We start from the raw sequence: 26,415 nt of genomic DNA on the forward strand, positions 1-26,415 counted from the left end.
TGCCCCTACTAAGGCAGCTGCAATCAATATGAGGGTAAAACGTGCTGTGACATGAAACCCCTCTGCCCACCTGTCCTTTAGGACATGAATAAACGTAAATATGGCGAGTGCGACTGCCACGGCTAGAAATGCGGCTCCTACACGTAAGCCGAGAGGAACGGGGCTAGGAGTTCTCATACCATCCCCAACGAATCGCACGGCCCAAACTGTGGAAGTAAAGATTGAACCCCAACACTGCGGGTGAAGAATCTGGATCTACGTCTAAAGATTCAACGTCAACCGCATGCACTGCAAATAAATAACGATGCGGGCCATGGCCAGCAGGCGGATTAGGGCCGTAATAACCTCGTTTTCCAGAATCTCCTCGAAGACTTATCGCGCCGAGCTGGTCGAGCGAGCCATCGTTTGCTGCACCTTGTGCAATTGATACTTGGGAAACTGGAATGTTAAAAACCGCCCAGTGCCAAAAACCTGAAGCAGTGGGAGCATCAGGGTCAAAGCAAGTGATAGCAATAGATTTTGTCCCCTCAGGTAATGTGCTCCACTCAAGATGTGGAGAAACATCATTTCCTCCCAAGTGAATCGAATTAAATTTTTCGCCATCAGAAAAGTCTTCCGAGTGCAATGAGAATGTTGGAAGTTCGTTAAGGGGTGCATATGGGTCAGCACCTGGGAATCGATCATGATTATTGGAATAGGTCATACTCGCCTTTATACACATATAAAAAGCAAACGTCTGGGATTTTTCAGCAGCAGCTTTATCGGGAAGACTACTAATGCAGTATTAATCAATCTTAAGCCCCCAAAAACACTACTTGACCTTACGATTTGTATTCGCAAAGAGATCGCCATATAGTTATGCGAGTCAACAGCAAACAGCTGAAAGACACACCCAGCCCGAGTGGCGGAATGGCAGACGCGCTAGCTTGAGGTGCTAGTGTCCTACTAACGGACGTGGGGGTTCAAGTCCCCCCTCGGGCACAATATTAGAGATCTCCGACCAATGGTCGGAGATCTCTTTTTTATGTACTATTTGTTGAAATAGCGGGTTAAGGGTCAAAAGGGGATGCGGACGTTTTGTTAGACACTTTCAACCTCACGCTACCGCAGCCATGCGATAACGCGCGATACTCATACCATTGAGACTAACTTTAATGCGATGATTGTTATAAAACTCGATATAAGCAGCAATGGCATCGTCAAGCTCTTGGATTGTCTGCCACCTCTTGCCGTAATACATCTCATTTTTCATCCGCCCGAAAAACCCCTCGCATGCCGCATTGTCAGGACTACACCCCTTTTTTTTCGACATCGAACGAACGATGCCATATTTCGCAGTCAGACTATGCCAACTCCGACCACGGTAATGCACACCACGATCTGAATGAATCACTAATGAACCATCCGGTGGAAGACCCTCAGCATCAATAGCGGCCTGCAGCGTAGATTCTGCTAACTCCATAGTGGGATTCACACTCGTCTTAGCAGCAACGACTTTGCCATCGAAACAATCAATAATCACAGACAAATACACCCGCCCCTCATTCGCAGCGAAAACACTAATATCAGTCAGCCACAACGTATTCGCAGCAGTGGCATGAAAACAACGGTTGACCAGGTTCGGCGGAGCCGGAGAAATTTCTCCTTGATAACTGGAATATTTCACCTTCCGCTTCGGAAACCGCACCGTAATTGCTTCTTCGCGCATGAGCCTGCGAACTACTTTTTCACTGATAGTTATGCCTAAATGTCGTAATTGCCACCAGATACGGCGATAACCATAGGTATTATGTGAATCAGAACTGATGCGGTGCACCATGCTGCGAATAGCTGCGTGCTTATCAGGCATGCGTCGTTTTTTCAGGTGGTAATAGAAACTGGATGCAGCAAGACCACTAGCAGCGAGCAGCATTGCTAATGGAAACGTGCTACGCAAAGCGTCAACCACGTCGGTTTTGTGCTTATTACTCAGCTGACCGGGGATGACGCTTACGTCTTTTTTTATAATTTCCAGCTCCTTTTCCAACACGGCTTTTTCTACCAGCAGCGTGGCCATCTGCTGTTTTAACTGTGTTGGATTATCCGGCAATGATTTTTCTAGTGCTGCTTTAGTAGGGATGCGGCCATGGCCTGCGCGTTCTTTTTTCGACATCAAGCCCCATTGTCCTTCCTCACGGTAGCGTTGCGCCCAAGCATAGACGCTGGCGTGAGTGTGCAGGCAGCATTCCTGGGCAATATCAGCTGGTCGCCAACCATTGTGGAAAAGTTCTACTGCGCGAAGTTTGACTTCGTATGGGTAGTGGGTCAGGGTTTTGGCTTGTTTACGTGGTTGTGGTGGGGTTTTGGGCTCGCGTAGCCATTTATACAGGGTCCATCTGCCTGGGTAGCCGAGTTCGCGGACTGTTTTAGTCACTGATTGTGTGCGTTTGTAGACCCGCAGTGCTGTGCGCTTCTGCGTGTTGGTGTAGGAACGGTTCATAATGGAATCCTCCAAGATTCCGTCCGCATCCCCTTATGACCCTTAACCCACGAAGTATGAGTGCGATGTATAAAAGCTCAAAACAAATCGTCGTAAAGCAGCTAAAGCTCTGCGTAAAGCCCCCGACCACGCAATACTTAGTGCTACAGTTACTGCCAACGAACAACGAATTGATGATGAAACGTCAGGTCTTTTCATTATGTCGCGTGGGCAGCAGCTACGCGCTTTGGAAACCGGCTCTGTGGCCACTTCATTATCAACTCTGCCCCACCTGTGCCGCAGATAATAGGAAACGTCGAGAAGCATCCGTTGATCTTCAGGGACGACGAGCCTTACTAACAGGCGGGCGCGCCAAAATAGGAATGTATATTGCGCTTAAACTACTAAGAGATGGTGCGAATCTCTCACCATTACTACAAGGTTTCCCAGGGACGCAGTTCGGCGTGTTAGCGCGGTAAGTGATTCTGCTGACTGGATTCACCGACTCCACGTTATCGGAATCGATCTTCCAAATCCTCAGTGAACAGCCACTAGATGTCCTCATTAATAATGCGGCGCAAACTGTTCGCCGTAGTCCCAGCGCATACTCAGCGTTAGTTCGTGAAGAATCTCACCGCTTACAAGGCATCGAAAAAGAAGTACCGATCACTGCTTTAGGCACTACAATGGAAGCACATCCACATGCCCTCATGTGTGGAGCAACCCCCACAACGCATTCTCAAAGTTTGATTGTGAATGCGCTCCATGTGGCATGGTCCTACATTAGGAATCGATGCAGGTGGGCTTATCCCCGATGTAACCGACCATAATTCATGGGTCGCTACTGTTGGATCCGTAAATCCGTTAGAAATGCTAGAAGTTCAGCTGTGCAACGCGACAGCACCATTTATCCTTTTTAATAGGTTACGACCTGCTCTTGAAGTCTCACCGGCACGGCGAAAATATGTTGCGAATGTATCTGCGATGGAAGGCGTATTTTCTAGGGGATACAAAGGCCCTTGGACATCCACACACCAATATTGCCAAAGCTGCGCTAAATATGCTGACAAGAACAACAGCCACTGAAATGTTTGATCACGGTGTCTTAGTGACATCAGTAGGCACCGGTTGGATCACAGATGAGCGTCCACACACGACGAAGCAACGACTGGCTACGGAAGGCTTCTGCGCGCCTCTTGACTTAGCTGACGGTGCGGCACGAGTCTACGAACCTATTGTCCAAGGCGAAAATGGGGTAGATCTATAAGGATGCTTTCTGAAAGACTTCAAACCTCATCCTTGGTAGCAACCGGATTGTCGTAGTCTTGTATTCCCCCACTGCGACCAAGAACCATCGTAAAGCATTCTGTGTCGTCCGATAAGGGACGCAGCGAAAAGGACGACACAGGCTGTGACTCCGGAGCCAGAGTAAGCAATGAATGGCCTATTCGCACAACCTAGATGCTGATCAAAAATGCTAAGAAATTGATCGGACGACACTATTTGACCATTTGCTTGCAAAGTTGTAACCGGTATGTTGATTGCTCCAAGGATATGGCCTCGGTTTAGCCCTTTGCGAGGCTTTTCCACCTCACCGTGATACCGCTCAGTGCTACGTGCATCAACAATTGGAATTTCAAGTTGGCTCCCGCTTGCCTGCAACCACTGCATACTGGCGCTGTTCGACCCAAAAGAACTACTTACGGTGATATTTCCCTTATTTTGAGAAGCTGCTTTGTCTTCCCAAAACTCAGTTCTATTTTCAGCCGCAATCCATGCAGTAAGCCCACCATCGACCAAGATCACGTTCTGTACGCCAGCGGATTTCAGCATCCACCAAGCACGAGGCGTAGAGTCCATTCCTCGCTTGCCGTAAACAACGACAAGCGAATAATTATCGATACCGAGGGTCCGAAGATGCTTCTGAAATTCCTTCCTAGTGGGAAGCGTGCGTGGAATATCCGAGGAACTATCAGACATTTCAGCGTCCAAGTCAAAGCGCTGCGCTGTCGGAATTTTGAGCTCAGAGATCCCCAAACATGGTCAAGCTTGCGTCCAAGATCACGACATTTGAACGGTTATCGCATAACTGTTGAAGAGCCTTCACAGTAAGAAGCGATGGAATGTGCGTATTCATCTAGGATTTTTCTCTAGTCGGCAGTGACATGATCAAAAGCATTGAGAATTCGTTCAGCAGCTAATGTAGGTGTGATGTGTGCGTGCCGTAGCTGATCTTCCACCAATTTTTTCACTTCAACAACATTCGGATCTGTGTTTAGCCGTTGAAGTAAAGTCTCGTGGACCATTGACCACATCCACTGAACTTGTTGTTCTCTGCGATTATGCTCGAATACGCCAGATTCCAACATTGCCTTATTGTGATTTTGAACATGCTCCCAGAATTCGTCTACGCCTTCATGCTCTACGGCCGACATAGTAATCGTAGGCGGGTGCCACAAGTCGTTTTCTTGGCGAACCATTCGCATTGCAGCTGCCAATTCACGAGCCGCTCGTTTCGCATTTTTGAGGTTGGGGCCATCAGCTTTGTTGATAGCAACCAGATCTGCCATTTCAAGGATGCCTTTTTTGATTCCTTGTAGTTGATCACCCGCACCAGCCAGAGCCAAAAAGGTGAAACAATCAACCATTTGTGAGACAGCAACTTCTGATTGTCCTACGCCAACGGTTTCAACAAGGATCACATCGTATCCTGCAGCCTCGAAAACCACCATAGATTCACGAGTAGCTTTAGCAACGCCGCCGAGAGTTCCAGCGGAAGGAGAAGGACGAATAAAGGCATTATCTTCACGAGCTAACTTAGCCATACGAGTTTTATCGCCCAAGATTGAGCCTCGTGTCTTTGTGGAGGAAGGATCGATGGCAAGCACCGCTAGTTTATGTCCATCACCAATCAGCTTCATCCCCAACGCCTCAATAAACGTTGATTTTCCCACGCCGGGTACACCAGTGATACCTACTCGAAGGGCTTTACCACTAAAAGGCAACAACTTGACCAGCAATTCTTGAGCCAAAACCCTGTGTGCCGGAGCAGTAGATTCTAGCAAGGTGATAGCTCGAGAAATAAGCGTTCGATCACCTCGACGGACGCCTTCAAATAATTCGTCAACATCTATACGCCGCCGCGCTTTTTTCACAATCTCAGGGGCAACAGCAGTTACCTCCCCCAAATCGGTCCCAGCGGTAGTTAAAAGTGAACCCAAATGATGCTCGAGGTACTCGTTGTCTGCAGACATTTTGTGAAACCTTCCTGCTTATACGCGTTCACCGGCCACTCAAAAGAGCGGCCGGTGAACATAGTCATGGTATTGAAACGAACTAATTACGCTTCGTCGACCTTGAGGTCGATACCAAGGTTAGCCGCCAACTTTTCCAGCATATCGATCGCAGCATCTGCGATAAAGGTTCCTGGAGGATAAATAGCGACTGCACCATCGTCGTAAAGTTCTTGGAAATCTCCTGGCGGGATAACGCCACCAACGACGACCATGATGTCTTCACGGCCCAACTTGGCAAGCTCTTCCTTGAGAGCAGGAACCAGAGTCAGGTGACCTGCAGCCAGGGAAGAAACGCCGACAACGTGAACGTCCGCATCAACCGCGGCACGCGCTGCCTCTGCTGGGGTCTGGAACAGTGGTCCGACATCGACATCCATGCCGAGGTCAGCATATGCAGATGCAACAACTTTTTGTCCGCGATCGTGACCATCCTGCCCCATCTTGGCCAAGAAGATACGAGGGCGGCGGCCTTCCTCAGTTTCAAAAGCATCAGCCATAGCGATTGCCTTAGAAACATTACCCACAGTGCCCTCCTTTCCAACTTCGTCCTTGTACACGCCGGAGAGCGTACGAATTTCAGCCTCGTGACGGCCGAATACCTCTTCGAGTGCGTCAGAAATCTCACCCACAGTTGCCTTAGCGCGAGCGCAATCGACTGCTAGTTTAAGCAAGTTCTGATCTAGGTTGCCTGGTTCCTTTTCTTCGATGCGAGCGGCTTCGGTGAGTGCTTTCAGGCATCGATCGACCTCAGCTTGATCGCGCTCAGCGCGCAACTGCTCAAGCTTTGCTAGTTGCTCCGCACGTACCTTGGTGTTGTCGACCTTGAGAACTTCGATCTGCTCGTCCTCTTCGACGACATATTTGTTCACACCAATCAAAGCTTGACGGCCGGAATCAATACGCGCCTGAGTACGTGCAGCGGATTCTTCGATGCGGAGTTTTGGAATACCTTCGATCGTGGCCTGAGCCATTCCGCCAGCGTTCTCAACTTCTTCGATGTGGGCACGAGCTCGCTCAGCTAGCTGCTCAGTGAGCCACTCGATGTAATACGAACCGGCCCATGGATCAACTGGTGCCGTGGTCCCAGATTCTTGTTGAAGCAGCAGCTGCGTGTTACGCGCGATACGTGCAGAGAAATCCGTTGGCAGTGCCAAAGCTTCGTCAAGAGCATTGGTGTGCAAAGACTGCGTATGGCCTTGAGTTGCACCCATTGCCTCGATAGCGGTACGTGCCACATTGTTGTAGACATCTTGGGCGGTCAGCGACCAACCAGAAGTCTGTGAGTGGGTACGCAACGACTGAGATTTAGGGTTCTTTGGATCGAATTTAGCGACCAGTTCGCTCCAAAGTAGACGGCCAGCGCGAAGTTTTGCAATTTCCATGAACGTATTCATGGAAATACCCCAGAAGAAGGAAAGTCGAGGAGCAAACTTATCAACATCTAGGCCAACGCCTTTACCAGCGCGGATGTACTCAATACCATCAGCAAGTGTATAAGCGAGCTCGAGGTCAGCAGTCGCACCGGCTTCCTGAATGTGGTAGCCCGAAATTGAAATGGAGTTAAACCGAGGCATCTTCAATGATGTGTATTCGAAAATATTCGAAATGATGCGCATCGAAGGCTTCGGTGGGTAGATATAGGTGTTACGAACCATGAACTCTTTCAGAATGTCATTCTGAATTGTTCCGGCTAGCTGCTCAGGTGCGACACCTTGTTCTTCCGCAACAACGATGTAGAGAGCAAGCACTGGAAGCACAGCGCCATTCATCGTCATGGAGACAGATACTTTTCCAAGGTCGATGCCTTCAAAAAGTTGGCGCATATCCAAAATTGAGTCGATTGCAACGCCAGCCATACCAACGTCGCCGACTACGCGCTCATTGTCTGAGTCATAACCACGGTGAGTAGCCAAATCGAAAGCAACTGACAGACCTTTCTGGCCTGCTGCGAGGTTACGACGATAGAAAGCATTTGATTCAGCAGCAGTGGAAAATCCTGCGTACTGACGAATTGTCCATGGCTGATTAGTGTACATGGTTGGATATGGTCCACGCATAAACGGCACCATACCTGGGTACGAGTCCAGCTGCTCCGCAGGCACACTGTCATTTCGGTCGTTGCGCTTATATACACGCTTGACATCAATGCCTTCTGGCGTAGTCCAAACTTGTTGCTCAAGCGCACTTGAGTCCGCAGCGTTCTGGTTCTCAGGAGATGCTGGATACTCTGCAAAATTTGGGATAGTAGTCATGGTTAAGCTCCCAACTTCTTCAGTAGACCATCGAGCTTCGTAGCTGCGTCGATCTTCATATTCAAATAGTCATCCGGTTCGAAATCATGTCCTGGCGATCCCGCTAACAAAATGGTTTCTACACCGAGCTTGCGCAGTTCAGCCAATGCCTCAGCACCAGTTGCATCGTATTCAGCGTCCGTGCCACAAATGACTGCAATCTTGGCGCTAGCAGCAGCCTCAGCAAACTCAGGGGTTCCTGGAACAACCTGCCCTGGGTTCAAAGCCTCAATTCCGCCTGTACCAAGAAGATTGGTAATAAAACCAGTACGAATATTGTGCTTTGCAAGTGGGCCTAGTGGGATGAGTACAGCTTGTGGCCGTTTTCCGTTGACCTCCATGAAAACATCCGAGCGGTTACGGAACGACTCGAATTCTGCAGCCCAACGGCGTACACAGGTTGGCTCTACGCGAAGCTCCGCCGGCAACGGCGCTTCTGCGAGATTTGGAAATTCGTTGATTGCGGTGACCTTCTTGATTCGATGCGCAATATCACGGCGTACTCGCTCATGAGCATCGTCAAGCATTTCTTTAACGGAACCGTTTTCGACGGCTGCAAGGAAGCCACCAGCTGCTTCGATATCAGTGAAGACCTTCCATGCCTTCTCGATGATCGATGAAGTTAGACTTTCGACGTAATACGATCCACCGGCTGGGTCAATGACATGACCTAGGTGAGATTCTTCGAGAAGCAGAAGGTTCGTATTACGCGCAATGCGGTGAGCAAAGCTGCGCGAAACATTTGGAATTCCGCCTGCAATTGCCCAGTCAAAGCACAAAACTTCTACGTCTTTGGCGCCGCCAACGCCTGCAGCGAATGCTGCCACCGTGGAACGCAACATGTTCACCCACGGATCACGCTGAGTAAACATGACAGGAGCCGTCAGTGCATGTTGTGGAGCACTTCCGAGTTCCTTAGCACCAAGAATTTCTGCAACTCGAGCCCAGAGTGCTCGGCCTGCTCGCAATTTGGAAATTTGAGCAAACTGATCGTCCGTAATTGCATAACGGAATGAAAGCTGCTGTAAGGCTTGCTCTGTAGAGAGCCCTGCAGCTACCAAGCCGCGGAGATATTCTGCGCCGGCTGCTAGCGCGAGACCAATCTGCTGCGCATCCGTAGCACCTTGATTTGAGAAGGAAACTGCATCGACCAAGATCGCGCGAGTGTTTTCACGCTCAGATGCGCGAACAGCTAGATTAATCGCGGTGTCGAGGTCAACAGAGGCTGACCCATCGATCATGGAGCTAAGTGGCGATGCTCCAAGCTCGATGCTTCGTGGCGCGGTACGCTGAGCGTCAACCATCGAGAAAAGACGATTGGTCATTTCTTCAGTCGCGACACCAGAGTTCAGACGAACTGGGGCGTACTGGAAAAGTACCTCTTTGAGGAGCTCTTCAATGTTGGCTTCTCCATAAACAACGATATCGGTTGTGCCATTGTCAAGAGCATGAAGTACATCTTTGTTAGAAGAAGATGCGCCGAACGCTTCGGTTACTCCCCAGCCAACGCCTTCTTCTTTCCCTACACCGGCAAAACCACGTGTATATGGGAATGAACCTGGAATCTGAGTTTCTTCTAATTCGTCTGCACGGTTGTACAAAGGGTTGACTTTGATGTCATCGTACGTGGTGCGAATAAGATGCTGCCAAATATCTAGCGGAACGTCAGCAACATCTTTTTTCTGTACGCGAGCGAAAACTTTAGCAACAGCTTTATACCATTCCTGTCGCTGAGCCTCGAGCTCTTCAGTTTGGGCGATTCGTGTGTCAGTCACGAGTGGAACCCACTCCCCTCACAGTAGAAGGAACGAGAAGCGCATAAATACAAAACGGACAAATGAATCGTCTCAACTTTATGCGTCCACGCACCTATGTGGTTGTGAACAAAATTTTCGTGGCATAAGGTTCCTACACCAGACCAAGGTGATAGGCGCCTCATAACAACTACTAAGTGTAGTCCGATACATCAGTATTTGGTGAGCATTTCCAACCGAATGTGTCCGATCGGGCTAAAGTTAGCCCACGTGAGCGCGATTTTCTCTTATTTTCTTGAGCTTTTTCGTGATGGATTCAACAGGATTTCAGAGTGGAGCACCGTTAAGAAACTTGGTTTTACGTTACTATGCTGCGTTTTTCTTGTAGCAACTGTGATTATCGACGTTCCTCCGCTAACTGTTTTACGTACTTGGGCAGACGATACTGGCGCATGGTTTGTTGTGGTTTTTATTGTCTTATACATTTCAATAACGCAGTTTCCGATACCACGCACACTCTTGACGCTTTCTTCTGGAATTCTTTTCGGCCCATTGGTTGGAATTGTCATCGCCCTGTTAAGTACAACAGCGTCGGCCATGCTGTCATTACTCATCGTCCGAAGAATTCTGGGTGATTGGACTCGATCGCGGTTAACATCCGCCAATGCTGTTCGCGTAAATCATCATATTGAGCAACGAGGTTGGTTTGCAGTTGCATCCCTGCGAATGATCGCTGCAGTGCCCTTTTCGTTATTGAATTATGTAGCAGGAATGACGAACATCCCTTTAACAAGTTTCGGGTTGGCTACATGCATCGGGTCTGCACCTGGGACAATTGTTACAGTTTTCATTGGAAATGGACTTGCGCAAAGCTACAATGCAACCTTTTTTATCCCGACCATATGTTTCGCAATCCTAGGTTTATGTGGATTAATTATCGATTCGAGACTGCTAGTCAAGTCATCAACATAGACAATAAGGTAGTGTGTTGAACTAATACTATGGTGCTTTAGTCGAGAGGATCATTCAGGCATGTACGCTATCCAAGCTCGGTACCGAGGTCGAGAACTCAAACGTGCAGAATACGTAAGCAAGGCTGCAGCAGCGTTGTCGACGTTGGAGGGGGTTGAGCAATTCACTCTGGTGGACGTGGAAGATATAGCGTCAATAATTGATACTGCCGAGGCTACCTGCGATACAGCGCTAGCTCTTTTAGCAGCAGGAGATTGGGCTGTAGCTATCGCTGTTATGGATACCACAACAGCGACTTCAGAAGATTCCCTTGCTTTTGCCCACAAAGTACTAGGACCACGCGCCCGAGCTGGCACAGTGAAAGTGGGGGTAAAGAAAGATAAAAAGTGGGCTGCCCCCATCCAAGCAGCCTTTGTCATGCTCGCTTACATACTCTCTAAAAGAACTGCGGAAGGTCGCGAAGCAACGAGTTTGATGCGTTCCGGATTAAACCAAATAGAGGCCGCTGAAGAATTAGGCATCTCGAAACAAGCTATAAGCCAGCGTTTGCAAGCGGCAGGCTGGCAAGCTGAGCTTGCAGGCTATCAACTTGCCATTGATCTACTACAGCGTGCAAATATTGATTAGCCAACAAAATCTCTGCGATGCACTATGCGCTCAAAGCGAGCGTACTGTGCATCGCAGACAATGTAGAGACCTGTAGAGACCTGTTACTCAATATCTAATTTTCATTATTGGTCCAATGAAGCTAATTCAGTGCCAGGATCAGGCCCCTCAACAGGCTTATTAGCTACAGCATTTGCTGCTGCTACCGCGGCAGCAATTTCTGGGTTTGACTCAGTTTTAAACCAATCTTCATGATTGTCTTCGCCAACTAATCGGCTGCTGTGCTCATCGACTTCACTTGGTTCGTAACGGAAGACACCATCGTCTCCTTTATTGGCGAGCGCCTTCGCAAATTCTTCCAACGAGTCGCCAAATTGTGATGGAATCATCCACATTGTTGAAGCTTTGCCCTCGGCAAGTTGCGGCAATTTTTCGAGATACTGATATGCCAAGACCTCAGGTGTCAACCGAGACGCCTTGATTGCGGCGTTAACTTTCTGTATCGCCCGAGCTTCACCTTGAGCTTCAAGATAACGCGCAGCGCGTTGACCTTCAGCTTCTAGAATTCTGGCTTCCTTTGCTGCTTCTGCCGCCAAAATTGCTGCATGCTTTTCACCTTCAGCCGCGAGGATCTTTGCTTGTTTTTCGCCTTCTGCAGTTCGAATATCAGATTCGCGGCGTCCCTCAGCGGTCAGAATCATGGCGCGTTTTTCACGATCAGCTTTCATCTGCATTTCCATCGATTGCTGGATCGATGGAGGAGGATCAATCGCTTTGAGCTCTACTCGGCTAATTCTTAATCCCCACTTTGTAGTAGCCGCATCGAGCTCACCGCGCAATCGACGATTGATTACTTCTCGAGAAGTTAGAGTCTCCTCTAATGTCATTCCGCCAACTACATCACGGAGAGTTGCAACCGAAATTTGTTCGACGCCTACAATGTAGTTGTCAACACCATAAATTGCTTTTGCTGCATCATTGATTTGAAAAGTGACGACAGTATCAATAGCAACAGTAAGATTGTCTTGAGTGATAACAGCTTGTGGTGGGAAGGACACAACCCGTTCACGGGTGTCTACTTTCGCCCGTACTCTGTCGATAAACGGTACTAACAAACTAATCCCGCCTGCAACAGTCTTGGTGTACCGACCTAGGCGCTCGACAACGGCGGCTTCACCTTGCGGAATAATTACAATGGATTTAGCAATAACAATTGCAAAAAGCACCATGATAACTGCAAGAACTATCACGTTTTACTCTCCTTCCATACAACGGCAGTTGGGCCGTCAATTTCTACTACGCAAACGGATTGTCCTGTCTGGAAATTAACGGCGGGATCAAGGCTTCGAGCAGACCAGATGGAACCATCCAGCTTGATTTGCCCCGAATGCTCCGTAATCTTTTCAACAACTTCCCCACTCATTCCGATGAGAGCCCGTGGAGTAAGCTCCAGTGAAGTCGGTAGTTCAAAATGTTTCTTTATCAGAGGTTTGAGGAACAATAATAAAGAAATCGCAGAGACTGAAAAAGCGGCGGCTTGTAGTGCGACGTTATCTGTAACCAATCCAACCCCAGCGGCACAAATAGCAGCAAGGCCAAGCATGAAGAATGTCAGTTCACCGATAAACAGCTCTAAGACAACTAGCGCTACACCTATTACAAACCATTCCAAAGATCCCACAGCATCTAGCTTACTGAAAACCAAATCGTCGCGTAGAAACCTCATCCCTAATATGAGCGAGGCGTGTTACAAAAGGTCTTCTTTCTTTAGCTCTGGGGTTGTAACAAAATCAACCAGTCGCTCAACTGCCCCAATTAAAGTGGAATCGACGTCTCGGAATGAATGCACGGCATTGTATACACGATTCCAGCCTTCTTTTGGATCAGCCCAGCCAACTCGGCGGCAGATGCCCATTTTCCAATCCTCGCCGTATGGAACTTTTGGCCATTCTCGCAAACCTAGTCTTTCAGGTTTTACTGCGGCCCAAATGTCAATATAGGGATGGCCCGTCACGAGAACATCTGGCCCGACGCTTTCGGTCAGCTTTGTTTCTTTGGATCCTTCCACTAGGTGGTCTGCTAATACTCCGACTCGCCGTCCTAGTTGAGGCTTAAACTGGGCTAACTGATGCGGAAGATTATCAAGTCCTTCCAGATATTCCACCACTACGCCTTCAACTCGCAGATCATGACCCCATATTTTTTCAACGATTGCTGCATCATGAATACCTTCAACCCAGATCCGCGATGGTGCCGCAACTTTCGCTTCAACGTGTTTTACTTTTCGGGAACCTGAATTTGATCGTTCGGGCTGTTTCTTTTCCACGAAACGCGTAAGCGTAACCCGATTCCCGTCAATGAGGAACGCTCCTTTTCTCAGCTTAAAAAGGCGCTCATGTTGATAGCGATCTTCAAGTCGAATGAAATCTCCGTCGTAAGTTCGTTCAAAATTAATAACTGCACCAACAAAACCATCGGCTAGTACCTCGACCACTAAACCAGGTTTCGCTGGGACTTCAGGAAATTGTTGCGGAACATTTCGAGAATGTCCTTTTAGAATGTTGCCGGCATATGGATCATGGAAAGTCATAACACCACAGCCTATCCGCTAAGGTCTTTAAAGCTATGAATATCCGCGACAATCTCTACAGTCCATTGCAAAACGCTAGTCTTTGGATAGGCGCATGGCTATACGGTCATATCAGTATTGACGATGCAGACTACAGTCTTACTGAGCTCTTTGGTCAAGGCCACCTTGTTGGCATCGGCGACGGAAATCATGAAATTTTCCGAATCTTGAGGAAAAATACTGATCTACATCATAGATCAGCACTAAGCGAAGAACCGCAGTTTCGTTTACTTCTAGGGGGTCCTGGCGATCCCATTTGTTTCCCAGAAGACGTGCGTACAACGCTTGGAAGCCAAGCTAGATCTGCTCCACAAGCTGCGATAGCCGTAGCCTTGGCGCAGCCACATACCTATGGTTTTCTTATACCCCGAGGTTCGGATGCCCAAGGAAGAACCCAATGGCACTGGATTACTTCCGCCGAACCGACGAGGCTACCTCCTGCATTAAGTCCCGGCGAAGCTGATTTCAATTTGGCGGAAGCTACTCGGTACAGCGCAGCCTTCATCGAGAAACAACCAAATTTCCGCACTCCAGCTCGGAATCCAAGGCTTACTGTTGGACGTTTGACAGACTTTTACGAGAACCCAGGGTTGCCTGAGCAAGTAGCCCAGCGTGCGTTAAAGCTGATCTCTCGGGCAGACACGGTAGCGTCAATCGTGGAAGGTGTGACTCAATCTTTACAGGAGCATGCTTTTGACCCACATCTATTTCCCCTAGCACAACACGTTCGCCATGCTCGAATGGCAGCGGTTTCTTACGCTTTTGCAGAATGGGGTCGCTGAACCGGCTTACAACAATTTACTTCACATGGTTCACCGTTGAAGGAGCATCCCTTCGACGGAACAGTTCCGAGGTTCTGATGCGGTTTTACTCCTAATGATTCTTCGACTAATTCTACGATCATGGTTGCGAAGGAATCGGTATGTCCAACAGTTGCAGCTCTAGAAATTGACATTCCTAAATCTGAAGCTAAGTCTTGGAGTTCATGATCCAAGTCCCACACAACTTCCATATGGTCTGAAATGAAACCAATGGGTGCAACAACGAGTTCGGAAATGCCTTGCTCATGTTGACATTTCGCATAATCTAAAATATCCGGTTCTAACCAAGGAATCTGACCATTTCCTGAAGCAGACTGCCAGACTACGTCGTAACGCGCTTGGCTTATACCAAGATGCTTTGCGACGAGTGACGCTGCTTCGTAAACTTGACGCGAGTATAACGGCCCGTCTTCCTCACGCCCTGAATTCTCATTGGCTACTTCAGGTATGGAGTGTGCGGTAAAAACGACTTTTTGATGCAGCTGGAGCTCATCAAGTGCCGAAATTCCTAATTCTCTTGCGGCTTGAAATACAACCGAAGACATTTCTTCAATAAATAATGGATGATCAAAGAATTGTCGAAGTTTCAAACAGTTAAGAGTCGGGAGCCCCTTTTCTGCCAGATGGTGATTCATTCTGACAATATCTTCATCATATTGTCGACATCCTGAATACCCGCCCCACGCAGAGGTAGCAAAAACTGCGACATTCCGAACACCATCGCGAACCATTTTCTCAGCGGTGTCATTGACAAATGGGCGCCAATTTCTATTTCCAAAATACACAGGAATCTCGAGTCCACGCGACGACAATACTTCAATGATATTGCCAATAATTTCTCGATTAAGAGCATTAAGTGGACTTATACCGCCAAAATGTCGGTAATGAACCGCAACTTCTTCGAGGCGTTCACGAGGAATACCTCTGCCACGAGTTACATTTTCAAGAAAAGGTATGACATCTTGTTGTCCCTCTGGACCGCCAAAAGAGAGAACTAATATTGCGTCGACGTCCGATAACGTCCACGTAGGCAGCGGTAGCAAAGACGAGTGCACAGGTTCGACCATAAGCAGTTAGCTTAACACTAAAGGGTGAAAGTCTTGAGCAACCGTTATCCTCACAGTCAAGACTTTCACCCGTTTATTCAATATTTACTGCTTAAATGAGGCGCACAGCGTATGGACTCATTCCAGACCAACGAACTGGAGAAACTTTAACGCTTGATCCTGATTGCGGAGCCTCTAGCATTGTTCCATCACCAAGATAGATGGCCACATGGTACTCGGCATTAGGGCCGTAGAAAATAAGATCTCCGCGCTGCATATTGGAGGGATCAACTTTGGTTCCCTTTTGGTACTGGTAACCAGTATAATGAGGCAAAGCTATACCTACACCAGCAAATGCATACAAAGTTAGCCCCGAACAGTCGAATCCAATTTTATTAAAGTCACCGAAAGAATCAGCCACGCCGCCGTCTCGAATACCTTGCGTTGGGCCACTCGCATTACCGCCGCCCCATGCGTAAGGAGTTCCAATATAAGCCATTGCCCTTGAGATGACTATTTCAATCTTTTCGCTTCGGCTCGCGTTTTCTACTAACGCAGATGCCTTTTCAGATATATCCTCCATCGAATCAACCTGAGCAACGTCCAGGTCATCAAGAATAGAAGAATCGTTATCTTCGTTTTCTACAGCAGCAATGTAGTTTCCGTCTTGGTTATTCGAATCATATGGATCATCTAAAGACGCATGATTTGGCGTTGCAGCCTCAATCAACGCAGCAGCGGCGCGAGCAGAATCGTTCGCTGTAGAACGGCGATTCTCTGAAGCCTGTCTTTCAGCCTCGGCTTGAGCCTGAGCTGCTTTCGCAGCCTTTTCTGCATCTTGCTGTGCTTTTTCTGCTTTTTCCGCCGCAACCTTTCGGGCAGCTTCGTCAGCGGCTTTTCGAGCAGCTTCCGCTGCAATCCTAGCAGCCTCTTCTTTCGCCTTACGAGCAGCTTCAGCTTCCTGACGTGCCTTTTCAGCTGCGGCAGCTTCTGCTTCTGCTTTCTTTCGAGCTTCTTCTGCCCGCTTGTATTCCTCGTATTCTGATCGTTGTTGACGTAACGAATCGGCATTACCCCGAGCAGAATCGAGACCACGCTGGGCATCTTCGCGCTTACTAATTAACTCAGCTCGTTTACGGAGATTTTCTTCCAGCTTTGAATTAGAAGAATCAATTGCTTGTTGAGCTGAAGCCTTAGCGCTTTCAGCTTCAGATTCCCGCTTTTCAGCGAGATTCTTGACCTCACGAAGTCGCGACTCTTCATTTGCTTGCTCGGTTCGTAACCTGTCGAGGGCATCTACCGCTTCGCGTTGTTTTTGAGCATTAGTACGTAGGAAAGTTTGGCGATCCAACGCTTCTTCTGAAGTAGCCTTACCGGAAACACCTGCAACACCACTTGGTACTGCCCCCTGCCGATAAGCACTACGAGAAATTTCATCGAGCGTTTTTTGGGCTTTTAATATCTCCGCTTGAATATCGTCAAGCTTCTTGCGTGCCACAGTCACGCCTTGCCGAGCCCGTTCAGCTGAACTTTGTGCGTCATGCAGATCAACCAGCGCTTTGTTAACTGCCTCGCGCAATCCCCCCATTTCGAGTTCCAAAGCTGCGATTTCGGAGTCTGAATTAGAAACCGATGCTACTAGCTTTGACACCTCACCTTGGGCTACGCCTACTTGGCTGTCTGCAGAAGCTATTTCAGTGTCTGAAGGGTTTGCAGGCTCTGCTACCACGGGAGAAGTAGCCCCGAGAAATGCAATCGATAATCCAGATGCGATCAAGCCGCGCATCACTTTCGTAGTGGTACGCCTAGACATAGACGATCGTATAGTCACAGGGCTACTCCTATAAACGTTTCACATGGTGTTTCCATGCAAACCAATAACAAGGTTGAGTGACTCGAATCTCGATCTTCGAATTATGACTTGAGTAATCTCCGCGTGCTTCCCCACATGCGTGACAAACATCAAGTCAAGTTACCAGAATCGACACACGAGTCATTCTCAGAACAATAGTGCACTAACACCCCTATGTCCCCATTACGATGCAATTATCAATGTAACCACATTATTCACATGCACCCCTCCATGGACGTGACCTGCCAAAAGCCTCATGAAAATAATTAATGTGATATGAGGCACTTTTAGAAAAATCCGCGTGTTGCTGCAGGCTTAAGGCCGTAATCAAGTCTGAAACCTTGGCCAATCACCATTCCACATATATATGAGGCTGAACAATCTTCATCGGACAATTTAAGGACTAACGATATTTGAAAATTGAGCCACACTACAACAAAGTCAAGCCCAGTACCTAGACATGAGGGCTGTATGACCACATTTGCCCCACTTCGATGTCCCTAACATTTGCTCCATGCGGGGGTATTTGCGGAAGTCAATCGGGCAAAACAGTAGGCAACATTACGCCCGTACTGTTAGAATGTGCGTCAGGCGACGATGTGGGATTGCTCTTGCAGGTATTACCCAACAAAAGTCTTCTGCTACATCTGCGCGATTTTAACGCTTTGCCTCTGTCCCATTTTGAAGCAAAGTTGTGAACAGACATTCAACTGATCACCCCAAAACGAAGTGGAGCTCACTGTGACTGAAAGCAAGAACTCCTTCAATGCCAAACAAACACTTGAGGTCGGCGACAAGTCGTATGACTACTTCGCACTCAGCGCTGTTAAAGGCATGGAGAAGCTACCGTATTCTCTAAAGGTTCTCGGCGAAAATCTTCTACGCACTGAAGATGGTGCAAACATCACCGCGGATCATATTAATGCGATCGCAAATTGGGATCCATCAGCGGAACCAAGCATTGAAATCCAGTTCACCCCTGCCCGCGTGTTGATGCAGGACTTCACCGGTGTGCCTTGCGTCGTTGATCTTGCTACCATGCGTGAAGCGGTTAAGACGCTCGGTGGCGATCCAGACAAAGTTAATCCACTCAACCCTGCCGAAATGGTTATTGACCACTCGGTCATCATCGAGGCATTCGGTTCAACTTTAGCGTTGGCAAAGAATGTCGAAATCGAATATGAGCGCAATGAAGAGCGATACCAGTTCCTGCGCTGGGGCTCAAAGGCATTCTCTAACTTCCGCGTAGTTCCTCCAGGAACCGGCATTGTCCACCAGGTGAATATTGAGAACTTGGCCCGAGTTGTCTTTGACAACAATGGATTGGCATATCCCGACACCTGCATTGGAACCGACTCACACACCACCATGGAAAATGGTCTTGGCATTTTGGGTTGGGGCGTTGGTGGCATCGAGGCCGAGGCTGCAATGCTTGGCCAGCCAGTATCGATGCTCATTCCACGCGTTGTTGGCTTTAAGTTGACTGGCGAAATCCCCGCTGGCGTAACGGCAACCGATGTTGTTCTCACCATCACTGAAATGCTTCGCGAACATGGCGTAGTCCAAAAATTCGTCGAATTCTACGGAAATGGCGTTAAGTCGATTCCGCTCGCTAACCGCGCAACTATCGGAAACATGTCCCCCGAATTCGGCTCCACCTGTGCAATCTTCCCTATCGACGAAGAAACTGTCAAGTACATGCACTTGACCGGACGTTCGGAGGAACAAGTTGCGCTCGTAGAAGCATACGCCAAGGCACAGGGCATGTGGCTCGAGCAGGATGCTCCTGAAGCGGAATATTCTGAGTACCTTGAGCTTGATCTGTCCACCGTTGTACCTTCTATTGCAGGTCCTAAGCGCCCACAGGATCGCATTTTGCTGACTGAAGCGAAGGAACAATTCCGTAAGGATCTTCCTGATTACTGCTCCGCAGAACCTGTTGACGAGTCTCTTCCAGCTAAGCGCATGGATTCTGAAGGCGCTGTACAAAAAGAAGGCGAAGACGTCGCTGGCTACAACTCCTCGCGTGCAGGCCATGGTGAATCTGCCGCTGAAGGGGCAGCTGGCCGCCAGTCCAATCCAGTTGTTGTTTCTTCACCAAATGGTGGCGAATACACCCTAGACCACGGCATGGTCGCAATTGCATCGATTACTTCCTGCACCAACACTTCGAATCCATCAGTCATGATTGGCGCCGGATTGATTGCTCGTAAGGCTGCAGCTAAGGGACTCAAGGCAAAACCATGGGTTAAGACCATTTGTGCGCCTGGATCGCAAGTCGTCGATGGATATTACAAGCGTGCGGACCTTTGGAAAGATCTTGAGGCTTTAGGCTTCTACCTTTCCGGCTTTGGCTGCACTACCTGCATCGGAAACTCGGGCCCATTGCCAGAAGAAATTTCTGCGGCTATCAATGAAAATGATTTGACTGCAACGGCAGTCTTGTCTGGTAACCGTAACTTTGAAGGTCGTATCTCTCCTGATGTCAAGATGAACTACTTGGCATCCCCCATCATGGTAATTGCGTATGCAATCGCCGGCACAATGGATTTCGACTTCGAGACGCAACCTCTTGGTCAAGATATCGATGGCAATGACGTCTTCTTGAAGGATATTTGGCCTTCCACTGAAGAAATTGAAGAAACCATCGCTGGTGCTATTTCTCGCGAACTTTATGAAGCAGACTATGCAGATGTCTTCAAGGGTGATGAGCAGTGGCAAAACCTTCCTACTCCAGAGGGCAAGACCTTCGACTGGGATGAGAAGTCGACCTATATCCGCAAGGCACCATACTTTGATGGTATGACGACGGAGCCTGCTCCAGTGTCAGATATCAAGGGCGCTCGCGTTTTGGCTAAGTTGGGAGATTCAGTAACCACCGACCATATCTCCCCTGCTTCGTCCATCAAACCTGGTACTCCTGCTGCACAGTACTTGGATGAAAACGGAGTTGCTCGTAACGACTACAACTCCTTGGGATCCCGTCGTGGTAACCACGAAGTAATGATGCGCGGCACTTTTGCGAACATTCGACTTCAGAACCAGCTAGTCGACATCGCTGGCGGCTACACGCGTGACTTCACCAAGAATGGCGAGCAAGCATTCATCTTCGATGCCTGCCAAAACTACAAAGCTGCTGGTATTCCACTTGTTGTAATCGCAGGTAAAGAATACGGCACCGGTTCTTCCCGCGACTGGGCTGCAAAGGGAACCAATCTTCTAGGCGTCAAAGCCGTTATCACGGAGTCCTTTGAGCGTATTCACCGCTCCAATTTGATTGGCATGGGCGTTATTCCACTGCAGTTCCCTGCAGGTGAATCGCATGCATCTTTGGGCTTGGATGGTACGGAAACCTTCGATATTGAAGGCATTGAAGAGCTCAACAACGGTGTTACCCCTAAGACTGTTCATGTGACAGCTACAAAGGAATCTGGCGACCAAGTTGAATTCGACGCAGTCGTTCGTATTGACACACCAGGCGAAGCTGATTACTACCGTAACGGTGGTATTCTCCAGTACGTGCTTCGCAACATGATCAACGCTTAATTTCTGCGCTGATTATGTCGTAACCATAGGGGGCTCTATCTCAAAAACGAGGTGGAGCCCCCTAACCTGATTTATTGTCTCTCTAACGAGAAGGGGCTACCAATACATTATGCCCGTTGTGAGCAACACCGAGCTATCGATGCGTCGACAGGAGATACTCGAAGGCGCACGTCGATGCTTCGCCGAACATGGTTACGAAGGCGCAACTGTGCGCCGATTAGAAGAAACCGTGGGTAAATCCCGTGGCGCGATTTTTCATCACTTTAGTGACAAAGAAAATCTATTCTTGGCACTTGCCCGCGAAGATGCGGCACGGATGGCTGAAGTCGTCGCAGAAAATGGGCTCGTGGAAGTAATGCGCGATATGCTAGCCCACCCTGAACGCCATGACTGGCTAGCAACTAGGCTTGAAATAACCAAGATGTTGCGGACAGACCCCAGTTTTCGAAATCGTTGGATAGAACACCAGCGTGTTCTGGACGACGCCGTGTTGGAGCGCCTTCAAAGAAACGCACATTTGGGACGCATGCGTGACGACGTACCCATTGATGTATTACACACATACTTAGAAACCGTTTTAGATGGTTTTATTTCGCGTCTCGCTTCTGGTGGCGATACCGATAACTTAGAACGAGTATTGGATTTGGTTGAAGAATCAGTTCGATCATCACAACCTAGCTAGGCCAATATAGACAAAGTAGTCTAGAGTGACATATATGGTTTCAATTTTGCTGGTATCCCCGCGGCCTAGCCATGATGTGGCAACCGCTGAACGTAATGACGTGCTTCGCGCTACTGGGCTTGCACCTGAGCAATTAGAGCAGGTACTTGTTGATGACGTCGAGAAGCATCTCCCCGATTTCTCTCGTTTCGATGGCATCATCGTCGGTGGAAGTCCACTTAACATCAGCAATGAAACATATTCGGATTGGCAAAAACACGTCCATACTGAGTTATCTCGCATTGTCTACTCTGCTATTCCATCATTTTTTATTTGCTATGGAAATTCATTTCTCGTCGATCTAACTGGTGGAACAGTCGGACGCACTCATCCAGAGGATTCCGGAGCTACTACAGTTTCGTTAACGGCCGATGGTCTAACCGACCGTATTACTCGTGACCTTCCAACAACTTTCACATCGCTGACTGGGCATACAGAAAACGCGATCTGTCTAGGAGATTCTACAGTCTTATTGGCAACTGGAGACTCCTGTCCGATTCAGATGATTCGAGCTAACGAAACCACATGGGCATGCCAATTTCACGCAGAGATGGATGCACAAGCCATGAAAACTCGAATGGACTTTTATAAAGACTACGGTTACTTCTCACCTGAGGATTATGACGCAATCGTATCTTCACTTCCTAGCATTGACACCACATATTCCAATCGAGTGCTTCGTAATTTTATCGAGGTATGTGAAGGAAAACGGTAGATAGTGTTACCCCGTGTGGGGTACCCGACTTATTAAAGCCATTGCCCTCTTCCTGTTTAATTCTTTTGAAAGAAGTAATATAACCCCCATGTTTGCCATTATCTCTGTCACCGGTGCAGATCACACCGGAATCATCGCTGCTGTAGCTACAAAATGCGCCGAGTTAGGCGTTAACATCAACAACGTTTCTCAAACGATCATGGACGGTTACTTCACCATGATCCTGCACGTATCCTTTGATGATTCTGCAACGGATATTGCCACAATCCAGGAATCAATGGCAGATGTAGAACAGGATCAAAACCTGGTGATTCGAATTCAATCTCAGGCAATCTTCGACGCAATGAATATCATCTAGGAAGATTCATAGGTTTATGACGACTCAACACTCGTATTCCAGCATTCTCGAAACCATCGAAATGATCGAGAAATACCGTCTGGACATTCGTACCGTCACTATGGGCATTAGCCTCCTTGATTGCGTTCGAGGAACCATGCAAGAAACCTGCGAAGCGGTATATAACAAAATAACCACCCTTGCAAAAGATCATGTCTCAGTCTGCGAAGGAATTGAACGAGAACTGGGAATTCCGATTGTTAACAAGCGAATTTCAGTTACTCCAATTTCACTCATTGCTTCTGCTGTAGAAGGAAGTCCAGTTGAGATCGCCCACGCACTAGACAAAGCAGCTAAAACGGTAGGCGTCAACTTCATTGGCGGTTATTCGGCCCTAGTGGAAAAAGGTATGACAGCTGGTGATAAGAAACTTATCGACTCGATACCGCAAGCGCTCACCGAAACCGATCTTGTCTGCTCATCAGTGAACATTGGATCTTCCCGATCTGGTATCAACATGGATGCTGTCCGCGAAATGGGCATCGTAGTCAAAAAGGCAGCCGAACTCACTAAAGATCGCAGTGCTATCGCATGCGCGAAACTCGTCGTCTTCGCAAATGCTGTCGGCGATAATCCCTTTATGGCCGGCGCATTCCATGGTGTGGAAGAACCTGATTGCGTCGTGAGTGTAGGTGTATCCGGTCCCGGCGTCGTTGACCGAGCACTCGGCGATCTGGATGGCGCTACTTTAGACCAAGTCGCTGAGGCAATTAAGAAAGCAGCCTTCAAAATTACTCGTGCTGGCCAGCTAGTTGGCAATCTTGCTTCTGAACGCCTTGGTGTACCTTTCGGCATCGTCGATCTGTCTCTCGCTCCAACCGCAGAACTTGGCGATTCCGTTGCACACATTATGGAACACATGGGTCTAGACCAAGTAGGAACCCACGGTACTACCGCAGCGCTTGCCTTGCTTAACGACGCGGTGAAGAAGGGCGGCATGATGGCATGCTCTCGAGTAGGCGGACTTTCGGGCTCGTTCATTCCAGTTTCTGAGGATAAAGGAATGATCGATGCAGTCCGTGCCGGCAATATTTCAGTCGACAAGCTTGAAGCGATGACAGCAATCTGCTCAGTGGGCCTCGATATGATCGCTATCCCAGGAGACACTAGTGCAGAGCTTATTTCAGGCATGATCGCGGACGAAGCTGCGATCGGTGTAATGAATCATAAAACCACTGCGGTCCGTGTTATCCCAGTTCCAGGAACAAAACCAGGAGAAGAAGTCAACTTTGGTGGCCTTCTAGGCTACGCCCCAGTTATCCCAGTCTCTACTGTTGATAACTCCGCATTTATCCATCGCGGCGGCTTTATTCCGGCTCCTGTCCACGGATTCCGTAACTAGGTTTTAGCGTTAAAAAGTTGGTCCTTTCCTCGTCAATACCGAAAACGGACCAACTTTTTTAATTTTTGTACTTGATTCCTACACAAAGAAATGCCACAGGGCCAATAGTGCCTACGGCACTCGTCAGAAGGCCCCAAAGGTATTTAGGGCCATTAATACGCGACTTTGGCAAATGATAAAGAAAGTGCCACACAATAGATTTAAGTAAGACATCAGTGGCGACGAGACTTAGTATGAGGCTCCGATGAGCATCTGATAATTCGCTCTCTGCTCTAAGACGAGAGATTAAACTGCCGAAGATTTTCATACCGTTATTCTACGCAGTTAAAACTAGGCTAATTCGACAATTTCCATGTAGTCTTCGCTCCAAAGATCTTCATCACCATCAGGTAATACGATTACGCGTTCAGGTTCAAGCGCTTTCACTGCACCCGGATCGTGCGTAACGAGTACGACTGCACCTGTATATGTACGCAAGGCTTCGAGAACTTGCTCACGAGAAATAGGATCAAGGTTATTAGTAGGCTCGTCGAGAAGCAAAACATTTGCTCGTGAAGACACCAATGCGGCAAGCGCTAAACGAGTTTTTTCACCGCCAGATAATGTTCCAGCTGGTTGTTCTAGTTGATCACCCGAAAACATGAAAGCTCCGAGAAGTCCACGAAGATCCTGTTCACCTGCACCTGGGCAGGCGTCGATGGTATTTTGCCACACAGACTTTTGAGGATCGATGGTGTCGTGTTCTTGGGCAAAATAGCCGATCTTCAAACCGTGCCCAGTAACGATTCCACCTTCGCCATCAGTTCTTTCCACGCCAGCAAGGAGCTTGAGCAACGTAGTTTTACCTGCGCCATTGAAACCAAGAACTACTACTCGCGATCCCTTATCAATCGCTAAATCGACACCAGCGAAAACTTCCAAAGAACCGTACATTTTAGTTAGGCCCTTTGCATTTAACGGGGTTTTTCCACATGGTGCGGGCTCTGGGAAAGAAATGTGCGCCACTCTATCCGCGACACGCACATCGTCAAGGCTTCCCACCATACGTTCTGCACGCGCCAGCATTTGTTTAGCGGCCGCAGCCTTCGTCGCTTTCGCACCAAGTCTTGCTGCTTGGTCCTTCAACGCCGCAGCTTTCTTTTCAGCATTGGCACGTTCACGACGCCTACGAGCTTCGTCAGTCGCTCGCGCATCTTTGTACTTGGCGAACCCCATGTTGTACACGTCTGCTTCCCCGCGTACAGCATCTAGAAACCAAATCTTATTACACACGGCATCTAGGAGTTCTACATCATGGGAAATCATGATGAGACCACCTTCGTGTTTACTCAAAAAATCACGCAACCATGTAATGGAATCTGCATCGAGATGGTTAGTAGGCTCGTCAAGTAGCAACGTGGTCTTAGATTTTCCAGAGCCAGCTGAAGCAGCAAAAAGAATCTGCGCGAGTTCCACGCGACGCCTCTGACCACCAGACAGTGTCTTCAGAGGCTGATCCAAAATTCGTGCTGGCAAACCAAGATTATCGCAAATTCTCGCGGCTTCTGAGGAAGCTTCATATCCGCCGAGTGCATGATAGCGCTCTTCCAACCGCGAGTATTTACGGATCGCAGCATCACGCTTTTTCTCATCTTCTGTTGTTTCCATGATTTCTTGTTGACGTTCCATGGATGCCTGAATCTGATCCAAACCGCGAGCTGATAGGACTCTGTCACGCGCGGTCTGATCTATGTTTCCTTCACGAGAATCTTGAGGTAGGTACCCAATATCGCCGGAACGGATGACAATGCCACCATACGGCTGAGTTTCGCCTGCGAGAATTCGCATCGTCGTGGTCTTACCAGCACCATTTCGTCCAACCAGACCAATTCTGTCACCGGGCTGTACCCTCAAATGCTGCCCTGGGGCATTCAAGAGAGTGCGGGCACCGACGCGAACTTCGAAATCATTGGTCACAATCACAACGGGT

Annotated in this window: 20 protein-coding genes, 1 tRNA gene and 1 pseudogene; 10 read left to right on the forward strand and 12 right to left on the reverse strand. The window is 48.5% G+C overall.

Annotated features, from left to right (window positions below; translation table 11 throughout):
- Nucleotides 1-163: 163 nt before the first annotated feature.
- Nucleotides 164-721, reverse strand: a complete 558-nt coding sequence (locus AT687_RS06130; protein WP_014319091.1) for a YbhB/YbcL family Raf kinase inhibitor-like protein — start codon at nt 719-721, stop codon at nt 164-166.
- 174 nt (nt 722-895) lie between these two features.
- Here AT687_RS06130 and AT687_RS06135 point away from each other — a divergent pair.
- A tRNA-Leu gene (locus AT687_RS06135) sits at nt 896-981 on the forward strand.
- Nucleotides 982-1,096: 115 nt separating this feature from the next.
- Here the strand turns inward: AT687_RS06135 and AT687_RS06140 are convergent.
- The gene (locus AT687_RS06140; protein WP_060536887.1) at nt 1,097-2,479 is read right to left on the reverse strand and encodes an IS3 family transposase; all 1,383 of its coding nucleotides are present in this window, start codon (nt 2,477-2,479) and stop codon (nt 1,097-1,099) included.
- Between the two features lie 73 nt (nt 2,480-2,552).
- Here AT687_RS06140 and AT687_RS13025 point away from each other — a divergent pair.
- Nucleotides 2,553-3,725 (forward strand): annotated as a pseudogene (locus AT687_RS13025) (Rossmann-fold NAD(P)-binding domain-containing protein); the annotation flags it as partial.
- 26 nt (nt 3,726-3,751) lie between these two features.
- On the opposite strand, the gene AT687_RS06150 reads toward AT687_RS13025, so the two are convergent.
- The 4 genes from AT687_RS06150 to AT687_RS06165 form a co-directional block, all read right to left on the reverse strand.
- Nucleotides 3,752-4,438 (reverse strand): sulfurtransferase, encoded by a 687-nt coding sequence (locus tag AT687_RS06150; RefSeq protein WP_230863685.1) that lies wholly within the window; start codon nt 4,436-4,438, stop codon nt 3,752-3,754.
- Nucleotides 4,439-4,608: 170 nt separating this feature from the next.
- Entirely contained in the window at nt 4,609-5,712 is a 1,104-nt protein-coding gene (meaB, locus tag AT687_RS06155) for a methylmalonyl Co-A mutase-associated GTPase MeaB (protein ID WP_014301927.1), read from the reverse strand.
- Between the two features lie 86 nt (nt 5,713-5,798).
- Entirely contained in the window at nt 5,799-8,006 is a 2,208-nt protein-coding gene (scpA, locus tag AT687_RS06160; RefSeq protein ID WP_014319098.1) for a methylmalonyl-CoA mutase, read from the reverse strand.
- 2 nt (nt 8,007-8,008) lie between these two features.
- Nucleotides 8,009-9,820, reverse strand: a complete 1,812-nt coding sequence (locus AT687_RS06165) for a methylmalonyl-CoA mutase subunit beta (RefSeq protein WP_014319099.1) — start codon at nt 9,818-9,820, stop codon at nt 8,009-8,011.
- 249 nt (nt 9,821-10,069) lie between these two features.
- Between AT687_RS06165 and AT687_RS11930 the strand changes: the two genes are divergently transcribed.
- Together AT687_RS11930 and AT687_RS06170 are read left to right on the forward strand one after the other, a co-directional pair.
- Nucleotides 10,070-10,771: a TVP38/TMEM64 family protein gene (locus AT687_RS11930; RefSeq protein ID WP_072574599.1), complete on the forward strand. Its 702-nt coding sequence runs from the start codon at nt 10,070-10,072 to the stop codon at nt 10,769-10,771.
- Between the two features lie 60 nt (nt 10,772-10,831).
- Nucleotides 10,832-11,398: a hypothetical protein gene (locus tag AT687_RS06170; protein WP_014319101.1), complete on the forward strand. Its 567-nt coding sequence runs from the start codon at nt 10,832-10,834 to the stop codon at nt 11,396-11,398.
- 104 nt (nt 11,399-11,502) lie between these two features.
- Here AT687_RS06170 and AT687_RS06175 read toward each other — a convergent pair whose 3' ends face one another.
- Genes AT687_RS06175 through AT687_RS06185 form a run of 3 tightly spaced genes read right to left on the reverse strand, consistent with a single transcriptional unit; the run spans nt 11,503 to nt 13,967 of the window.
- Nucleotides 11,503-12,606, reverse strand: coding sequence for an SPFH domain-containing protein (locus AT687_RS06175; protein WP_080571318.1), 1,104 nt, complete (start codon nt 12,604-12,606; stop codon nt 11,503-11,505).
- Nucleotides 12,607-12,623: 17 nt separating this feature from the next.
- Nucleotides 12,624-13,103 carry an NfeD family protein gene (locus tag AT687_RS06180; protein WP_014319103.1) on the reverse strand — a complete coding sequence of 160 codons (480 nt, stop codon included), beginning with the start codon at nt 13,101-13,103 and terminating at the stop codon, nt 12,624-12,626.
- Nucleotides 13,104-13,124: 21 nt separating this feature from the next.
- A complete protein-coding gene (locus AT687_RS06185; RefSeq protein WP_003851535.1) occupies nt 13,125-13,967 on the reverse strand; it encodes a DUF3097 domain-containing protein in 843 nt (280 codons plus the stop codon).
- Nucleotides 13,968-14,002: 35 nt separating this feature from the next.
- On the opposite strand from AT687_RS06185, the gene AT687_RS12625 reads away from it, so the two are divergent.
- The gene (locus AT687_RS12625) at nt 14,003-14,788 is read left to right on the forward strand and encodes a hypothetical protein (RefSeq protein ID WP_014319104.1); all 786 of its coding nucleotides are present in this window, start codon (nt 14,003-14,005) and stop codon (nt 14,786-14,788) included.
- Here the strand turns inward: AT687_RS12625 and AT687_RS06195 are convergent.
- Entirely contained in the window at nt 14,761-15,894 is a 1,134-nt protein-coding gene (locus tag AT687_RS06195; RefSeq protein ID WP_014319105.1) for a ferrochelatase, read from the reverse strand. The genes AT687_RS12625 and AT687_RS06195 overlap by 28 nt on opposite strands.
- A gap of 91 nt (nt 15,895-15,985) precedes the next feature.
- The gene (locus AT687_RS06200; RefSeq protein WP_014319106.1) at nt 15,986-17,704 is read right to left on the reverse strand and encodes a DIP1281 family NlpC/P60 protein; all 1,719 of its coding nucleotides are present in this window, start codon (nt 17,702-17,704) and stop codon (nt 15,986-15,988) included.
- 762 nt (nt 17,705-18,466) lie between these two features.
- On the opposite strand from AT687_RS06200, the gene acnA reads away from it, so the two are divergent.
- The 5 genes from acnA to AT687_RS06225 all read left to right on the forward strand — a co-directional run bounded on the left by acnA (nt 18,467) and on the right by AT687_RS06225 (nt 24,446).
- The gene (gene acnA, locus AT687_RS06205; RefSeq protein ID WP_014319107.1) at nt 18,467-21,271 is read left to right on the forward strand and encodes an aconitate hydratase AcnA; all 2,805 of its coding nucleotides are present in this window, start codon (nt 18,467-18,469) and stop codon (nt 21,269-21,271) included.
- A gap of 109 nt (nt 21,272-21,380) precedes the next feature.
- Entirely contained in the window at nt 21,381-21,953 is a 573-nt protein-coding gene (locus AT687_RS06210) for a TetR/AcrR family transcriptional regulator (protein WP_010934950.1), read from the forward strand.
- A gap of 34 nt (nt 21,954-21,987) precedes the next feature.
- Complete coding sequence (locus AT687_RS06215; RefSeq protein ID WP_014319108.1) at nt 21,988-22,707, forward strand: glutamine amidotransferase; 720 nt, start codon at nt 21,988-21,990, stop codon at nt 22,705-22,707.
- An 88-nt stretch (nt 22,708-22,795) separates the two neighbouring features.
- Nucleotides 22,796-23,065, forward strand: coding sequence for an ACT domain-containing protein (locus AT687_RS06220; protein ID WP_014303437.1), 270 nt, complete (start codon nt 22,796-22,798; stop codon nt 23,063-23,065).
- Nucleotides 23,066-23,081: 16 nt separating this feature from the next.
- Nucleotides 23,082-24,446: a PFL family protein gene (locus tag AT687_RS06225; RefSeq protein WP_014303438.1), complete on the forward strand. Its 1,365-nt coding sequence runs from the start codon at nt 23,082-23,084 to the stop codon at nt 24,444-24,446.
- Between the two features lie 330 nt (nt 24,447-24,776).
- On the opposite strand, the gene AT687_RS06230 is transcribed toward AT687_RS06225, so the two are convergent.
- The gene (locus AT687_RS06230; RefSeq protein WP_014319109.1) at nt 24,777-26,408 is read right to left on the reverse strand and encodes an ABC-F family ATP-binding cassette domain-containing protein; all 1,632 of its coding nucleotides are present in this window, start codon (nt 26,406-26,408) and stop codon (nt 24,777-24,779) included.
- Nucleotides 26,409-26,415: the final 7 nt, after the last annotated feature.

Origin of the sequence: Corynebacterium diphtheriae, from assembly GCF_001457455.1 — a bacterium.
Lineage (GTDB): Bacteria > Actinomycetota > Actinomycetes > Mycobacteriales > Mycobacteriaceae > Corynebacterium > Corynebacterium diphtheriae.